Here is a 14,438-nt window from a genome sequence, read left to right on the forward strand (position 1 = left end):
TCCAAAATTAAAATTTACAAATGAACTGGAAGTATTAATAATCAAAGATATCATCCTAAAATGTGGCGGAGATCCTAATAAAATTAATGAAATAATAAACTCAACATAAAGGTTTCGAACACTTATGATTACAAATCCGCGCTATCGCTATTAATAAAAGTAAGTAATGAGAAAAACATGTATTCTAGCATCCTTAATTATTTCAGGGCTATTTATATTGCTAGGAACCTATGATTACTTTAGTAGGAGGAGCATATCTCTGTATTTTGATAATATACAAGATGATTTAGGTTATTCTATTATCCGACCAGCAAAACTTTTTGGCATAATGGCTAGATTTATTGGTAATTATATTTATGATTCAGACTTGTTTTTCGTTTTAGGCCAATTATTAGGATTTGTAATTTATAGTTGTTTGATTTGGGTATTTATAATGCTTTTAAAAGTAGCTTATAAAAAAGTAAAATAGAGAAAACCATTTTGAATTAAATTGTTGAGAAATGACCTTATGAGAAAATTTAGAGGTATAATTATTGTTTCAATAATCATTTTAATTGTTGCAATAATCGGTTTAGGATACTTTAATTCTTATATCGGATATCATGGATATAATAAAGATAGTTATAGAAGGTTTTCAAAAACTGTTCGAGAGTCAAAAGAAAGAAAAGTTTTTATAAAGAAATTGAATTATAAAGCTAATACAGATAGTGTTGAAATTCTAAATGTATTTATTGAGAAAGGATATCGTTGGAGAAATTCATCTGATGAGATAGTTAAATTAGAAAAAGATGATTCACTGGTAAGAAATACTCCAAAACTTCCATTTCAAGTTGTAGTTTCATTTAAAAAAGATCAAAAATTTGGAAAACTATCTGTTTTTTCAGGAGAAAAATATAATAAGTACAGTCCATTTATTCCCATAGAACGGAATGTTCTAACAGATACAGTGAGTTTTAATCTTATTTTAGAGAATAGAAATGTTGGTAAGGTAAAAGCTTGGGAAAATAAGGATTGATCCCAATTTTCATTAGAGTATTATTGAAAGCACGGATTTCAAATCCATATGATCAGTTAGAAGAACTGACAAAAAGTTATAAAAAATGAAGAAAGATTTCAAAATACAAAGATGTATCACTTTTTATGAAAAAAGTAGTGAGACGTTTATTGGTGAACGAATTTTGTTAGAAGAAGATTTTCCATTAATAGAACTAAAAAGAATATTTAAAGCTTCTAAAAAAGCCCCTTTGCTTTATGAACAATATGATATAAATAAGAGAATGGCAAACTGTATAGCTAATACGATTGATTTTTCTTTTGATTTTGATAAATATGAGTACTTCTTTGAAACTTTTAATGTTGATGCTGACCTAGAAATTGGAAATGGAGTCAGATTGAAAGATCATTAATGTAAAATTAATTGCTTGGTTTCAAAAAATGAAACTAGTTAGTTTTACATTTGCTATAGATATTATTGACAGGGATTGCAAATCCTCGCGATCGGAATATAATTATGGACGATAATTTAAAAGATCTTTTTTCTTATCTAAATCAATCTCTCCCAAGTGATATTGACTATAGAGAATTGTCAAATTTATGTTTAACATTATTTTGTACTACTGGTATTTTACCCGAAAAATTTCAATCTTTAGAGCTCAATAAGGAAAATTTAGCAATCATCTTTTCTAAAATTGCAAAAGAAAAAAAGTTACCTACTTATCCTTCCTTAGCTTCATTGTATGGAGCTTCATTTCATAAAAGTCATGATAAGGGACATTGGTTAGAGGTTATGGCTAGTATTTTAAAATTAAAAAATGAACCCGATATAAAAGAAGCTGAAAAATTACTAATATTAAGTTGATCTTATATAAAAAACCAATACCGCAGATTTCAAATCCGTGCTAAGTATTATGAACAATCACTAAGACCATTAAGTTCACTATACGGCATAAAAAAAGCTGCTTCTACTATTAGAAACAGCTTTTTTAAACTATGTGGTCCCACTTGGGCTCGAACCAAGGACCCCCTGATTATGAGTCAGGTGCTCTAACCAGCTGAGCTATGGGACCTAAAACGGAGGGCAAATTTAAGGATTTGATATAAACACGCCAAACATTTTTTTCTATTATTTTAAGTATTCTATATTCTTGTACTATTTATTTGTAGTAACCGCTTGTTATATAGGGTATGAGAGCATCTTATTTTGGAACTTCCTGGCACAATTCTACCAAAACTCCATTAGTGGTTTTTGGATGAATAAAAGCGACTAACTTATTATCAGCTCCTTTCTTGGGCGTTTTATTAAGGATCTGAAATCCTTCTTGCTCTAATCGTTCCAATTCGAGTACAATATCATCTACATCAAAAGCAATATGATGAATGCCTTCTCCTTTTTTGGCAATAAATTTTCCGATGGGACCATCATCCTGTGTACTGGCCAGCAATTCTATTTTGCTATCACCTACCTTAAAAAAAGAAGTAATGACAGCTTCACTTTCTACAGCTTCCTGTTTATATGGAGGAACGCCCAAAAGCTTTTCGTATAAAGTATTGGCTTGTTCGATATCCTTAACGGCAATACCCAGATGTTCTATTTTATTAATATGGTTCATAATATACATTTATAACTACGTTGGTAAAAGTACAATTAATATGTATTTTTGCACCATGGAAACAAACAGACAGAAAAAAATAGCAGGAGTATTACAGCGCGATGTTGCCGATGTGATACAACTGGCATTGCGTGAAGCGGGAGTACAGGGGATTTTGGTTTCCGTAACCAAAGTAACAGTAACTACAGATCTTTCTATCGCAAAAGTATATATGAGTGTTTTTCCGCATCAGGAAGGTGAAAAAGTACTAAAAGAAGTAAATGCAGTAAAATCACAAATCAAACACCAGGTAGCACAACGAACCAAAAATCAGTTGCGTCGTATGCCAGAGGTGTCTTATTATATTGATGATTCTCTGGAGTATATCTCTAATATAGAAAAAGCAGTCAAAGGAGAAGAGAACCCACTTTTGAATCCTGATCTTCTGGAAAAACGTAAAAAGAAATAAAAAGATTCTTTAATAAAGGTTCGTTAAGTATCAAAACTAATTTTTTAGTGCTCTTTTTTAGGAAATTCATGGTAAGTAACAGAAATAACATTTTCATTTCTCTTTATTCTCTTATCTTTATTCCCAAATCAAATATAGTATCCCTTTTTTGAGTTGATACTCATTATAGGTATTCACAACTTAATGATCATCATAGCGAATTGAATTTTTCATTATACATCGCCAAGCGATATTTATTTTCTCCAGGAAGTAGTAATGCAATTAATATTATAACGATTATTGCAGCAGCAGGAGTGGTGATAGGAGCTATGGCGTTATTCCTGGTGTTATCGGGTTTTGCAGGTCTTAAAGATTTTAGTCTTCAGTTTTCTTCTTATTTTGATCCTGATCTTAAGATTTTTCCAGAAAGCGGAAAGACATTTACCTTTACCGATACCCAAAAAGAAAAACTGTCAAAACTCGAAGGAGTGATCAACTTCTCCGAAATTGTAGAGGAACGTGTATTTTTAGAATTTAGAGAAAAACAAAAAACAGCATATATCAAAGGTGTTGATAGTAATTACCATGAGGTCATCCAGACTGATAGTATTTTGGTGTATGGAGAATGGCTCACCAATAACGATTTTCAGGTAGTTGCCGGTAATGGAATTAGTAGAGAATTGAGCATGGGGGTCGAACAGACCTATACCAATCTGTTGAGTATATACGTGCCAAAACCAGGTAAAGGCATCCCTAATGACCCATCAAAAGCATTTAGCTCAGAAAAAGCTGTAAATATTGGTATTTATAGCCTTAATGATGAGCTTGATAAGAAATACATATTTACGACTACTGGTTTGGCACGCAAATTATTAGAATTACCGCAAGATAAAGTAACCCATATCGAACTTAAATTGGCACCTCAAGCCGATGAAGCAAAAGTAGTACAGGAGTTAGAAGCTATTTTTGATCATAAGGTGATTGTAAAAAACAGGATTCAGCTTAATGAGACCCTTTACAGAATGTTGAATACCGAAAATTTGGTTTCATACCTGGTGATTACTTTGATTGCCATCATAGCCTTGTTTAATGTAGCAGGAGCTATTATCATGATGATTATCGATAAGAAAAGTAATGTAAAAACACTATACAATGTAGGGGCATCCTTGGCGGGGATCAGAAAAATATTTTTGTTTCAAGGTTCCCTTATGACTATTTTAGGAGCGTTGCTGGGGCTACTTCTAGGGTTTATAATCATTGTACTACAACAACAGTTCGGCTTATTGATGATTACTCCGTCTTTACCTTATCCAACCCGCATTACTGGGATTAGTTTTGTAGTAGTGTTTTTCACGATTACCATTATTGGTTTTATTGCTTCATTACTGGCATCAAGTAGAATTAATCAGAAACTGGTAAGTTAACGGTTCATCTATTGCTATGCTGAGTTTTTGTCGAAGTGTATTCGATAATAACACTTTTAATACATCATCAAGTTCTAGATTGATAAGACCTGTCATTCCAACGTATGTAGAATTTACTTAAGAGCATAAATCATAGATTCTGGTCTACACCAGAGTGACAACTCTATTAATTATGATGTAATCTTTTAGGTTTATGATAAGATTTGGGCGTTCGAGCGGGCTATTCACGCTACACGGTAGCTTGTTCCTATCCCTAACGCAATTATAGCATATAGGATAGTAAAGAATTTATGTCGTTTACATTGATATTTAGAAGTATCGTAACATTATTGGTCATTTAGGTACATATTAGAGTAATTAATACCAATTTTGTAGTAATATTGGGTGTAGAAAACAAAATTTAATATGAATTTAAGTAGCATTCCCAGGGATCTTAAAACGGTTATAGACTCAGAACAAGTAGACTTTTTGGTAAAAAGTAAAAGGAATCATCCTATAAAAAAGTCGATCGCAATTTTGTTGTTTTCTCTTTTCTGGAATGGGTTTGTAAGTATTTTTGTAGTTGCTTTTTTTGGACCATTATTTAAAAAAGAAGAAGTTCATTTTACATCTAACGGGACTGCAATGGTAGGGAGCCTCGATAATTTAGAACCCTTATTATTTCCAGGACTAATTATTGGTTTGTTTGTTATAATTGGTATAGCAATGTTGATTTGGGGAATGTTTATGCTTTTTCAAAAAGGAGGATACTTTGTAGGAACCGAAAATAGATTAATAAAATATAGAAAAGGAACTATAGAAATAAAAGATTGGGAGCAGTTTTCGGGGAATATACAGATTAAGAAGAACAGAAATTCTGGTAATCTCGAATTAGAATTAAGAACCGGAAAAATGAGAAATAGAAAGAATGGTTCAAATCATTTTGTACCTGATATTATTTATATTTCTCAAATCGATAACGTCTTCGATATCGAAAAGAAATGCAGAACTAGAATTAAAGAGAACGATCCAACGCCAGTAGTACGCACAGATAATTATGGGTAAAGAAGTATTTTAATCAATATTAAACAAACTCAAATCCTGTAAATGTTTTTTGTACTTCGTCAAAGGTTGCAAATACATCTTCAGGATGGTCACTGGTAACCATTTTGGTTCGATATTCTTTAAAATGAGGTATCCCTTTAAAATAATTGGTATAATGTCTTCGGGTTTCAAAAACACCTAATTTTTCTCCTTTCCAGTCAATAGCCATTTGTAAATGCCTGCGTGCAGCAATCACACGTTCATCCAATGTTGGGGGAGGTAAGTGCTTACCGGTTTCAAAATAATGTTTCACTTCTCTAAAAAACCAGGGATATCCAATACTGGCACGACCAATCATAGCACCATCAAGGCCATACTGATCTCTCATTTCCATAGCACGTTCGGGAGTATTAACATCACCATTACCAAATACAGGGATGTGCATTCTAGGATTGTTTTTTACCTCGGCAATCGGTTTCCAGTCGGCATTACCCTTATACATTTGTGCACGGGTACGCCCATGGATAGAAATAGCCTTTGCTCCTATATCTTGTAATCGCTCTGCTACTTCTACAATTCTGATCGAATCATGATCCCAACCCAATCTCGTTTTTACCGTTATGGGGAGTTTAGTATGTTTAACCATGGCCTCGGTAAGGGAGACCATAAGGTCAATATCTTTTAATATTCCGGCACCAGCACCTTTACTTACTACTTTTTTTACAGGACATCCAAAATTAATATCAATGATATCCGGTCCTGATGCCTCTACGATTTCTACCGATTTAAGCATAGAATCCAGATTGGCTCCAAAAATCTGAATCCCTACAGGACGTTCTTTTTCGTAAATATCAAGCTTGATTACACTTTTGGCAGCATCTCGAATTAAGCCTTCGCTAGAGATAAATTCTGTATATACAACATCTGCACCTTGTTCTTTACACAACGCGCGAAAAGGTGGATCACTTACATCTTCCATCGGGGCTAATAACAACGGGAATTCCCCTACATCTATATCTCCTATTTTGGCCACAGCAATTAATTTTTTTGACAAAAATACGAATAATAACAAATCTTAAGACTACTATTCTTTAATCTCAATTTCTTGCACTATTCGTAGTGTTAAGAATAAGGTAGTTTTCTTTTAATTTACTTACTCTACAACAATCTTTAAAGTTTTAATGGTATCTATATTTTCCAGAGATAAAAAATAGAATTGTTTACTCAGAGGTTTTAATTCAATTACACCATTATTTATCACTCCTGATTCTACAAAACGTCCCGTTAAATCATACAATGAGTAAGAAGTAAATTCATCACTGTTTATAGAAATTTGATTTTCGGTAATAGGGTTAGGATAAATGATTAACTCTTCATTTATAGAGTCATCTTCTAGAATATTACTTATCACACCATTAGGATCGAGTTTGGCTAGTCCCCGTCCAGTTGCAAATATAGCATCCTGGATTTTGTTTATTCTAAAAGGATCAAAATCTATGGTTTGTAATAATCGTATAGTCTGTCCCCCGTCACCAGAATAATATATGTCATCGTTGTTAAAAAAATAAAACTCTTGAGAATTAACAAAAGTAAAGGCTCCTATATACTTATCTTGTAGCATAATTAATGGGATAATTTCATAAGAACCCCAGCCATCGGTAGTTTTATATAAATTAGGGGTAGTAACCGTGTTTCCGTTATTGTCAATGCTATTTTGAGGAACAATAGCATATCCGCTATTTTCATTTTCCATTGAAAACGCAGTTATATCTCTTGTATTTAAAATGACTGACCAATTCATACCTCCATCGGTACTCTTATAGATGCCGGTATTTGAATCGTAATTAAAAAATAATGAGCTATTTATAACTTCAAAATTGGGTATCCATGCAGTAGAAAATTGACATTGACAACTCCAGGTATTTCCTTTATCATAGGTAATGATGTATTTTCCAGATTGGAATGCTGTAATTATAGCAGTAGATTCATCAAGAATTATGATATCATATGGTTGAAAAATACCTTGACTTGTTGATGGGTTAAATTTTTGCCATGTTAATCCGCCATCAGAAGTTTTTAAATATTCTTCGGTAAAACTTCCTTTGATTCCGATGATACCATCAGTATTATTAAAAAAACCAACAGAGATAGGCACCCCTTCAACACTCATAAAAGGGTTAAGAGTTGTTTTATTCCAAGTGCTTCCACCATCAGTAGAAATCCCATAAAAGTAATTAGTATTTCCATTATTAACTTGATTTCCTACCATGTGTAAGGTATCGCCATATCCAGAAATATCGCTTACATTACCTTGGTTGATCTCTTCCCATGTTTGGCCATATGTGTACAATGATAAAAATAAAAATGGAAGTAGTAGTATATTTTTCATCACTATTGTTTTTTAGGTTATTTTATGCAATAAATTAATGATTCTGGGGACAGAAGTAGATTAATATATTTTTAATTGAGGCTCTTGAAATAAGAAGAAATGGGATAAGATAAATATACAAAAAAGAAAGGTTAGTAATAGAAACTGAATTTGAAATAAGTGTATTACATAGATGATCATGATAACTTTTATTACTTTTTCTAGAGAAAAAATAAGTGTAATGTATGTTTATAGAGCTCTTGTTTTGAGTAAATAGGATTAGTCTAAAAATACGGTAAGGGATAGTATAAAGCTTCTAAAATCGATTATATTTGCAGACTAAATGATTTTAATTCAGTTGAATTGAACTCATCGGGCAGGGATAGTAGTGGCATCCTTTTTATTTGTATGCTGAGCCTATCGAAGTATACAAATAAAAAGATATAACGAATAGCCCGGTTCAGCCCGCATAATTATTTGAAAAAGAAGAATGAAAAAGATTAGAAATTTTTGCATTATTGCGCATATTGATCACGGTAAGAGTACACTTGCGGATCGATTATTAGATTTTACAGGATCGGTAACTGCTCGTGAAGCACAAGCACAATTGCTGGATAGTATGGATCTGGAGCGTGAACGTGGAATAACTATAAAGAGTCACGCGATCCAGATGGAATATACGTATAAAGGAGAGGAATATATCCTCAATCTTATCGATACTCCCGGGCATGTAGATTTTTCTTATGAGGTATCTCGTTCTATCGCGGCATGCGAAGGCGCACTATTGATTGTCGATGCTGCACAAAGTATACAAGCACAAACGATTTCTAATCTATATCTGGCATTAGAAAATGACCTGGAAATTATACCGGTACTCAATAAAGTGGATTTGCCAAGTGCTAATCCAGAAGAAGTGACCGATGATATTGTAGATTTATTAGGTTGTGATGCAGAAGATGTAATTCCCGCCAGTGCCAAAACCGGTATCGGAATTGAAGAAATTCTTTCTGCTATTATAGAACGTATTCCTGCTCCAGAAGGGAATCCTGAAGAACCTTTACAGGCATTGATTTTTGACTCAGTATATAATCCGTTTAGAGGAGTAGAAACATATTTTAGAGTCATAAATGGAGAGATTAAGAAGGGGCAACAAATTAAATTTGTTGCAACGGGGAAGGATTATTCTGCAGATGAGGTAGGTACCTTAAAACTTAATCAGGTTCCTAAAAAGGTGATTAAGACAGGAGATGTTGGATATTTAATCACAGGGATTAAAGATGCTCGCGAAGTAAAAGTAGGAGATACTATTACAGATGCTAAAACTCCTACTCAAAATGCTATTGAAGGTTTTGAAGATGTGAAGCCTATGGTATTTGCAGGAATTTATCCTGTAGATACAGAAGATTATGAAGAATTGAGGGCTTCGATGGAAAAACTACAGCTTAATGATGCTTCATTGGTTTTTGTACCAGAGAGTTCTGCTGCTTTAGGTTTTGGATTTCGATGTGGATTCTTAGGAATGCTTCACATGGAAATTATACAGGAACGACTCGAACGAGAGTTTAATATGACTGTAATTACTACAGTACCTAATGTGTCTTATCATGCGTTTACTCACAAGCATCCTGATGATATCATTATTGTAAACAATCCATCAGATTTACCTGATCCTTCTTCTATGAATCGTGTAGAAGAACCCTATATTAAAGCATCGATCATTACCAAGTCTGATTTTGTAGGTTCGGTAATGTCATTGTGTATCGAAAAACGTGGGGAGATTACCAATCAGACTTATCTTACTACAGAACGAGTAGAACTAACATTTGACATGCCATTAGCAGAGATTGTTTTTGATTTCTATGATCGTTTAAAAACGGTGTCAAAAGGATATGCTTCTTTTGATTATGCCCCGATTGGTATGCGTTCTTCTAAACTCGTAAAAGTCGATATATTACTGAATGGAAATATTGTGGATGCGTTGTCTGCATTATTGCATAAAGATAATGCCTATGATATTGGGAAAAAAATCTGTGAAAAGTTAAAAGAGTTGATCCCGCGTCAACAATTTGATATTCCGATCCAGGCGGCAATTGGAGCAAAGTTTATAGCTCGTGAAACCGTAAAAGCACTTCGTAAAGATGTAACGGCCAAATGTTATGGTGGTGATATTTCACGTAAGCGAAAGTTATTAGAAAAGCAGAAAAAAGGTAAAAAACGTATGCGCCAGGTAGGAAATGTTGAGATTCCTCAGGAAGCATTTATGGCAGTATTGAAATTGAATGATTGATACGGTCGACAGTTGTGTCGATAGCAAGTAATTTTTGTTGAAGATTTTTAATTTGAGAGTTAATATGTAATAATTAAAAACTCGATTTTGAAGAAGTTAACATTGTTTTTATTGCTTGTTCCGGTTTATGTATTTTCCCAAAGTGTTAGTGGTGTAGTTGTCGATCAGAAAACGAAAAAACCTATTCAAACCGTAAATGTCTACCTGGAAAAAGTAAAAGAAGGGACGATTACAAATGAGAAAGGGGCTTTTTATCTTAAACTTGACTCTAAAGTCAAAAAAAAAGATACACTATATTTCTCTCACTTAGGGTATAAAACGAAGAAGTTGCTATTTTTGGAGCTTAAGAAAAAAGACACTATTTATCTTGTTAATGATCTTGAGAAACTGAATGAAGTTACTCTTATTTCTGATAAAAAATTAAAACCCAAAATTCAGTTTACAAAACTAGCTTCTCTAAAAAGTGGACTTTACTCTTTTGGATCCTTATTAATAGATAATAAAATCTATATAATTGGAGGTGATGCTTCATCTGAGGCAGATGTTGCTTTAAAAACTTTGAATGATCATCCCGAATTAAACATGCCAGGTGCAACGTTTAAAGATTTTTTGGAACAAACAAGGATTAGTACAAATTCTTTATGGAAGAATTATAATGGAAAACTGTCGATCTATGATATAACATTGGATACCTGGAAAGAGTCTTCACTAAAGTTTAGAAAAAGAGCATATCATAATCTTAACTACCACAATGGTAAGATTTATGTCTTGGGAGGCAAATATTTATCTGATAATAGGAAGTATGAATATCTGGATAATAAAATCGAAGTATTTGACATCAAAAAGAATATAATCAGTATTGATGATACCAATCCTCATCAAGCTATAGATTTTATGTCTTTTACCTATAAGAACCACATTATTGTAATGGGGGGGCTACTAAAGCTAAAAAAGACGGAACTAAAATATATACGAATAAAGTACATTTATATAATTTAGAAACAGGTTTTTGGTATAAGTTAGAAGATATGCCAGGTGCTGAAAAAATGAAAGGTATTCTGGTTAACCATAAAATATATTTGATAAGGAAGCATAAAGTAAAAGCTGTTTCAGAAATTAAAACGTATGATTTGATTTCTGGAAAATGGGAAAATGAAGGGGAATTACCTCTGAGAATTGATAATGCCGGAATCGTCTATAAAGAAGGGATCATTTATTTTTTTGAAGAAGGGAAATTATGTACATATAATGTAAATACCAAAGTACTGAATGAATATTTAATCAATTTGTTTTTGAAAGAATCTAGATTACATTGTGCAGATAATACACTTTATGTATTAGGAGGGTTCGAGGAAGATAGATTTTCAAAAGAACCATCGTCGGGAGTGTTTAGAATTGATTTAGATGAGTTAATACAAACTAGAATTCACAAATCAAAAAACCTGTAAAATTATATTCTGGAGAGTAAGGATATAATAATTTTTAACGAGCTTTTTTAGCTTCAATCATTTTGATCAACATATGTTCTACTCCATTATCATTATTACTCTTTGTTGAGTAGTTGGCAATAGCTTTTACATTGGGATGTGCATTTTCCATAGCAAAACTATATTTTGCTCTAGTCATCATTTCTAGATCATTGTTATAATCTCCAAAAACCATCGTTTCTTCAGGAAGTATATTATTTTTTTCCTGTAACTGCTGAAGCGCATGACCTTTATTGGCAAGGTTATGAGATAAGTCTAACCAGATTTCTCCAGATACTTTTACTTTTAACCTATTCTCGAGATGTTTTAATGCTGGATAAAGATATTGTTCTGAGCCTTTTTGATTGCAAATAGCAATTTTAAGATATTGATCGTCTACAACTTGAGACAAGTCTTGTACGATTTCATATCGGCCATAATATTCTGTGAACATATCGACAAAATCTTGTCCATAATCTTCGATATATCCTTTTTTTCTTCCGCAAAGGATCACTTGCGAGCCTTGTAGTGTTTTAGTGATATCAAGAAGTTCAAGATAAGTTTCTCGATCAATTTCTGTAGTCTGAAGCTCCCGATCCTGATGCATAGTAAGCGCTCCATTTTCGGCAATTACATAAATATCATCTTTGATGGGCTTTAACTTATCAATAATACTATAATATTGGCGACCACTAGCAGCAACAAAAGTTACTCCGAGATCGTTTAATTCTTCAAAAAGTTCGAAGAAGTGACGGCTTACTTCTCCTTTTGTATTAAGAAGTGTTCCATCCATATCGGTAGCAACCATTTTGATGTGAGATAAATCCATAGCAATGATAAATTTTAAGTAGCAAAGGTATATTGTTAAGAGAAATAGAATATGTTATGACTGTGAAATTTGTATTAAATTAGTAAAACTTCTTGTTATTCCAGCCTTTCGACCCAACTCATGATCAACTAAAGGCTGTAATCCAAATAGTGAATCACAATGATTAATAAAACTGTATGTTTGTTTTAGTTATAAAAAATAGATTCCAGCCTACACTGGAATGACAAAGTGTATGAAATTTTTTCAAAAAGAAGTGAAGTTGCAAGCGTTCGCTAGAGGTTTTCACTTGATTACAACCGAAGTTGTATCAAAAATTCCAGAATTAAAAGAGATCAATATTGGTCAATTACAGGTATTTATAAAACATACCTCTGCGAGTCTTACAATAAACGAAAATGCAGATCCTACAGTACGACAGGATTTTGAAAGCCATATGAATGTTATGGTTCCCGAAGACGCTCCGTATTATATTCATACCTATGAAGGATCAGATGATATGCCAGCTCATATTAAAGCATCGCTAATGGGAGCTTCTGTGCAGATACCTATTACAAACGGAAAATTAAACCTAGGCACCTGGCAAGGGATTTATCTTTGCGAACATAGAAATTATGGAGGTTCGAGGAAACTAGTGATTACAGCTTATGGAAACTAGAAATAATGGGTGTTTAACAGCGGTTCAAAAAAACAAATCCCGGACGAAATCCAGGATCATTTTTTTGAATACATCAATATAGATAGTATTCTAAATTCTGTTTGGTTTTAAAACCACTGCGCCCAGGGGATTCTAGATAACATAAGAATCCATCCGATGGTATAAAAAATAGCGAGCATTTTAAATTTTGGAGTAGAAGTAAGTTTCTTTTTATGTTTTGAATACCCCATTGTAATAAAAACAATAGTGAGTATCATTACCATTGGGTGTTCTACATTATATAGACGTAGCGTTGCATTTTTCATAATTTCTCCCATAGAATGAGTGCCTGAGAACCAAACTACTAATGGAGATACAAAGAAAATTATAATTCCTATTAAGAGTTGAATATGAGAAACAATTAAGGCGAATAAAGAGATTCTAAAATCTTTTGGAGCATATTCTCTTTTAGTAAAAAATCCGGCAAGTGCATTAATAGTTGCAAGGGTAACCACTAGAAGAACAAGATAAGCCCAATAGGAGTGAACGATTTGAATAGCTTCGTACATAATACATCGATGTGTTTAGTTTATCCAAAGGTACATATAATGAATAAAAAAACCTCATTCAATATTGAATGAGGTTGTACAAAATATAAAAAGTTTTTATTAGAATTTATAATTCAAATTTACGTTTCCAGTTCTATCTATTCCTATATATACTTTATAGAAATTTTTAAGAGCAATAGGGGTAGTGAGTTAGATAAGGCTCGCAACCCAAAAAATCTGTTTTATCTGTGCATTGGCCTCTCGAACCATTGTAATCATCACCCGCTTTGATATTTTCTAAAGCCTTTTCGTTCAATTTGGTAATTGTCGCTTTGTTAAATTTTAAGGACCGATTAAATGCTTTTTTTTTCATGTTTTTAGTTTTAAAAGTTTATCTAAAAATATAAATTAAATAAGGAGTATTTTTAAAATATAAAGTTAAACTAAACACAAAAACACCTAAAATTTAATTTTAAGAGATTTTAAAATGCTAAAATCTGACAAAAACGAAAATCATATTCAATTATGAAAAAGAATTGGAAACTCAATTAAAAAAGCTTTACAAATACTGAGATACATTGCTAATAGAAAATCACTGGAGCAAACTTTAGTTAAAGATGCAGGTATTTGTAATGGGACCTATGGAATTGCTCAAATTTTTAATCGACTCTTTAGGGAAACTAATGAAGAATTATTTGAAGAAACAGCTAGTTATTGGATAAATATGGGAATGAGTATGTCCACGTTTGAGGATGATCTTGTAGGGTATAAGTAGTGGAATCCAGCAAAGAATATTTAGGAAAATGAAACAGATTGTCTTACT

The 14,438-nt window shown here is 32.6% G+C and carries 16 protein-coding genes and 1 tRNA gene; 10 read left to right on the forward strand and 7 right to left on the reverse strand.

Annotation, left to right across the window (positions count from 1 at the left end):
- Positions 1 to 508 precede the first annotated feature (508 nt).
- The 3 genes from DK442_RS06050 to DK442_RS06060 all read left to right on the forward strand — a co-directional run bounded on the left by DK442_RS06050 (position 509) and on the right by DK442_RS06060 (position 1,858).
- Entirely contained in the window at positions 509 to 1,015 is a 507-nt protein-coding gene (locus DK442_RS06050; protein WP_109434968.1) for a hypothetical protein, read from the forward strand.
- A gap of 85 nt (positions 1,016 to 1,100) precedes the next feature.
- Positions 1,101 to 1,406, forward strand: a complete 306-nt coding sequence (locus DK442_RS06055) for a hypothetical protein (protein ID WP_109434969.1) — start codon at positions 1,101 to 1,103, stop codon at positions 1,404 to 1,406.
- Positions 1,407 to 1,510: 104 nt separating this feature from the next.
- Positions 1,511 to 1,858, forward strand: coding sequence for a hypothetical protein (locus DK442_RS06060; RefSeq protein ID WP_160114065.1), 348 nt, complete (start codon positions 1,511 to 1,513; stop codon positions 1,856 to 1,858).
- Positions 1,859 to 1,992: 134 nt separating this feature from the next.
- Here the strand turns inward: DK442_RS06060 and DK442_RS06065 are convergent.
- A tRNA-Ile gene (locus DK442_RS06065) sits at positions 1,993 to 2,066 on the reverse strand.
- Positions 2,067 to 2,195: 129 nt separating this feature from the next.
- Positions 2,196 to 2,609, reverse strand: a complete 414-nt coding sequence (mce, locus tag DK442_RS06070) for a methylmalonyl-CoA epimerase (RefSeq protein ID WP_109434971.1) — start codon at positions 2,607 to 2,609, stop codon at positions 2,196 to 2,198.
- 55 nt (positions 2,610 to 2,664) lie between these two features.
- Between mce and rbfA the strand changes: the two genes are divergently transcribed.
- From rbfA to DK442_RS06085, 3 genes are all read left to right on the forward strand, one after another.
- Positions 2,665 to 3,057 (forward strand): 30S ribosome-binding factor RbfA, encoded by a 393-nt coding sequence (rbfA, locus tag DK442_RS06075; protein WP_109434972.1) that lies wholly within the window; start codon positions 2,665 to 2,667, stop codon positions 3,055 to 3,057.
- A 200-nt stretch (positions 3,058 to 3,257) separates the two neighbouring features.
- Positions 3,258 to 4,460: an ABC transporter permease gene (locus DK442_RS06080; protein ID WP_109434973.1), complete on the forward strand. Its 1,203-nt coding sequence runs from the start codon at positions 3,258 to 3,260 to the stop codon at positions 4,458 to 4,460.
- A 405-nt stretch (positions 4,461 to 4,865) separates the two neighbouring features.
- Entirely contained in the window at positions 4,866 to 5,504 is a 639-nt protein-coding gene (locus DK442_RS06085; RefSeq protein WP_109434974.1) for a hypothetical protein, read from the forward strand.
- 19 nt (positions 5,505 to 5,523) lie between these two features.
- On the opposite strand, the gene dusB is transcribed toward DK442_RS06085, so the two are convergent.
- Both dusB and DK442_RS06095 read right to left on the reverse strand, forming a co-directional pair.
- Positions 5,524 to 6,516: a tRNA dihydrouridine synthase DusB gene (dusB, locus tag DK442_RS06090; RefSeq protein WP_109435069.1), complete on the reverse strand. Its 993-nt coding sequence runs from the start codon at positions 6,514 to 6,516 to the stop codon at positions 5,524 to 5,526.
- Positions 6,517 to 6,636: 120 nt separating this feature from the next.
- Complete coding sequence (locus tag DK442_RS06095) at positions 6,637 to 7,872, reverse strand: T9SS type A sorting domain-containing protein (protein WP_109434975.1); 1,236 nt, start codon at positions 7,870 to 7,872, stop codon at positions 6,637 to 6,639.
- Positions 7,873 to 8,341: 469 nt separating this feature from the next.
- Here DK442_RS06095 and lepA point away from each other — a divergent pair, with 469 nt between their 5' ends.
- The 3 genes from lepA (at position 8,342) to DK442_RS06110 (ending at position 11,586) form a co-directional block, all read left to right on the forward strand.
- Positions 8,342 to 10,138: a translation elongation factor 4 gene (lepA, locus tag DK442_RS06100; RefSeq protein ID WP_109434976.1), complete on the forward strand. Its 1,797-nt coding sequence runs from the start codon at positions 8,342 to 8,344 to the stop codon at positions 10,136 to 10,138.
- A gap of 87 nt (positions 10,139 to 10,225) precedes the next feature.
- Positions 10,226 to 11,137 (forward strand): carboxypeptidase-like regulatory domain-containing protein, encoded by a 912-nt coding sequence (locus tag DK442_RS06105; RefSeq protein WP_160114066.1) that lies wholly within the window; start codon positions 10,226 to 10,228, stop codon positions 11,135 to 11,137.
- 29 nt (positions 11,138 to 11,166) lie between these two features.
- A complete protein-coding gene (locus DK442_RS06110) occupies positions 11,167 to 11,586 on the forward strand; it encodes a hypothetical protein (RefSeq protein WP_109434978.1) in 420 nt (139 codons plus the stop codon).
- A gap of 34 nt (positions 11,587 to 11,620) precedes the next feature.
- Here the strand turns inward: DK442_RS06110 and DK442_RS06115 are convergent, their stop codons facing one another.
- Positions 11,621 to 12,433 carry an HAD family hydrolase gene (locus DK442_RS06115; RefSeq protein ID WP_109434979.1) on the reverse strand — a complete coding sequence of 271 codons (813 nt, stop codon included), beginning with the start codon at positions 12,431 to 12,433 and terminating at the stop codon, positions 11,621 to 11,623.
- A 232-nt stretch (positions 12,434 to 12,665) separates the two neighbouring features.
- On the opposite strand from DK442_RS06115, the gene DK442_RS06120 reads away from it, so the two are divergent.
- The gene (locus DK442_RS06120; protein WP_109435070.1) at positions 12,666 to 13,088 is read left to right on the forward strand and encodes a secondary thiamine-phosphate synthase enzyme YjbQ; all 423 of its coding nucleotides are present in this window, start codon (positions 12,666 to 12,668) and stop codon (positions 13,086 to 13,088) included.
- A 107-nt stretch (positions 13,089 to 13,195) separates the two neighbouring features.
- Here the strand turns inward: DK442_RS06120 and DK442_RS06125 are convergent, their stop codons facing one another.
- Together DK442_RS06125 and DK442_RS06130 are read right to left on the reverse strand one after the other, a co-directional pair.
- On the reverse strand, positions 13,196 to 13,636 hold the full coding sequence (locus tag DK442_RS06125) for a hypothetical protein (RefSeq protein ID WP_109434980.1): 441 nt from the start codon (positions 13,634 to 13,636) through the stop codon (positions 13,196 to 13,198).
- Positions 13,637 to 13,802: 166 nt separating this feature from the next.
- Positions 13,803 to 13,988, reverse strand: a complete 186-nt coding sequence (locus DK442_RS06130; protein WP_109434981.1) for a class I lanthipeptide — start codon at positions 13,986 to 13,988, stop codon at positions 13,803 to 13,805.
- Positions 13,989 to 14,438: the final 450 nt, after the last annotated feature.

The sequence above is a fragment of the Aquimarina sp. AU119 genome (genome assembly GCF_900312735.1).
GTDB lineage: Bacteria > Bacteroidota > Bacteroidia > Flavobacteriales > Flavobacteriaceae > Aquimarina > Aquimarina algiphila.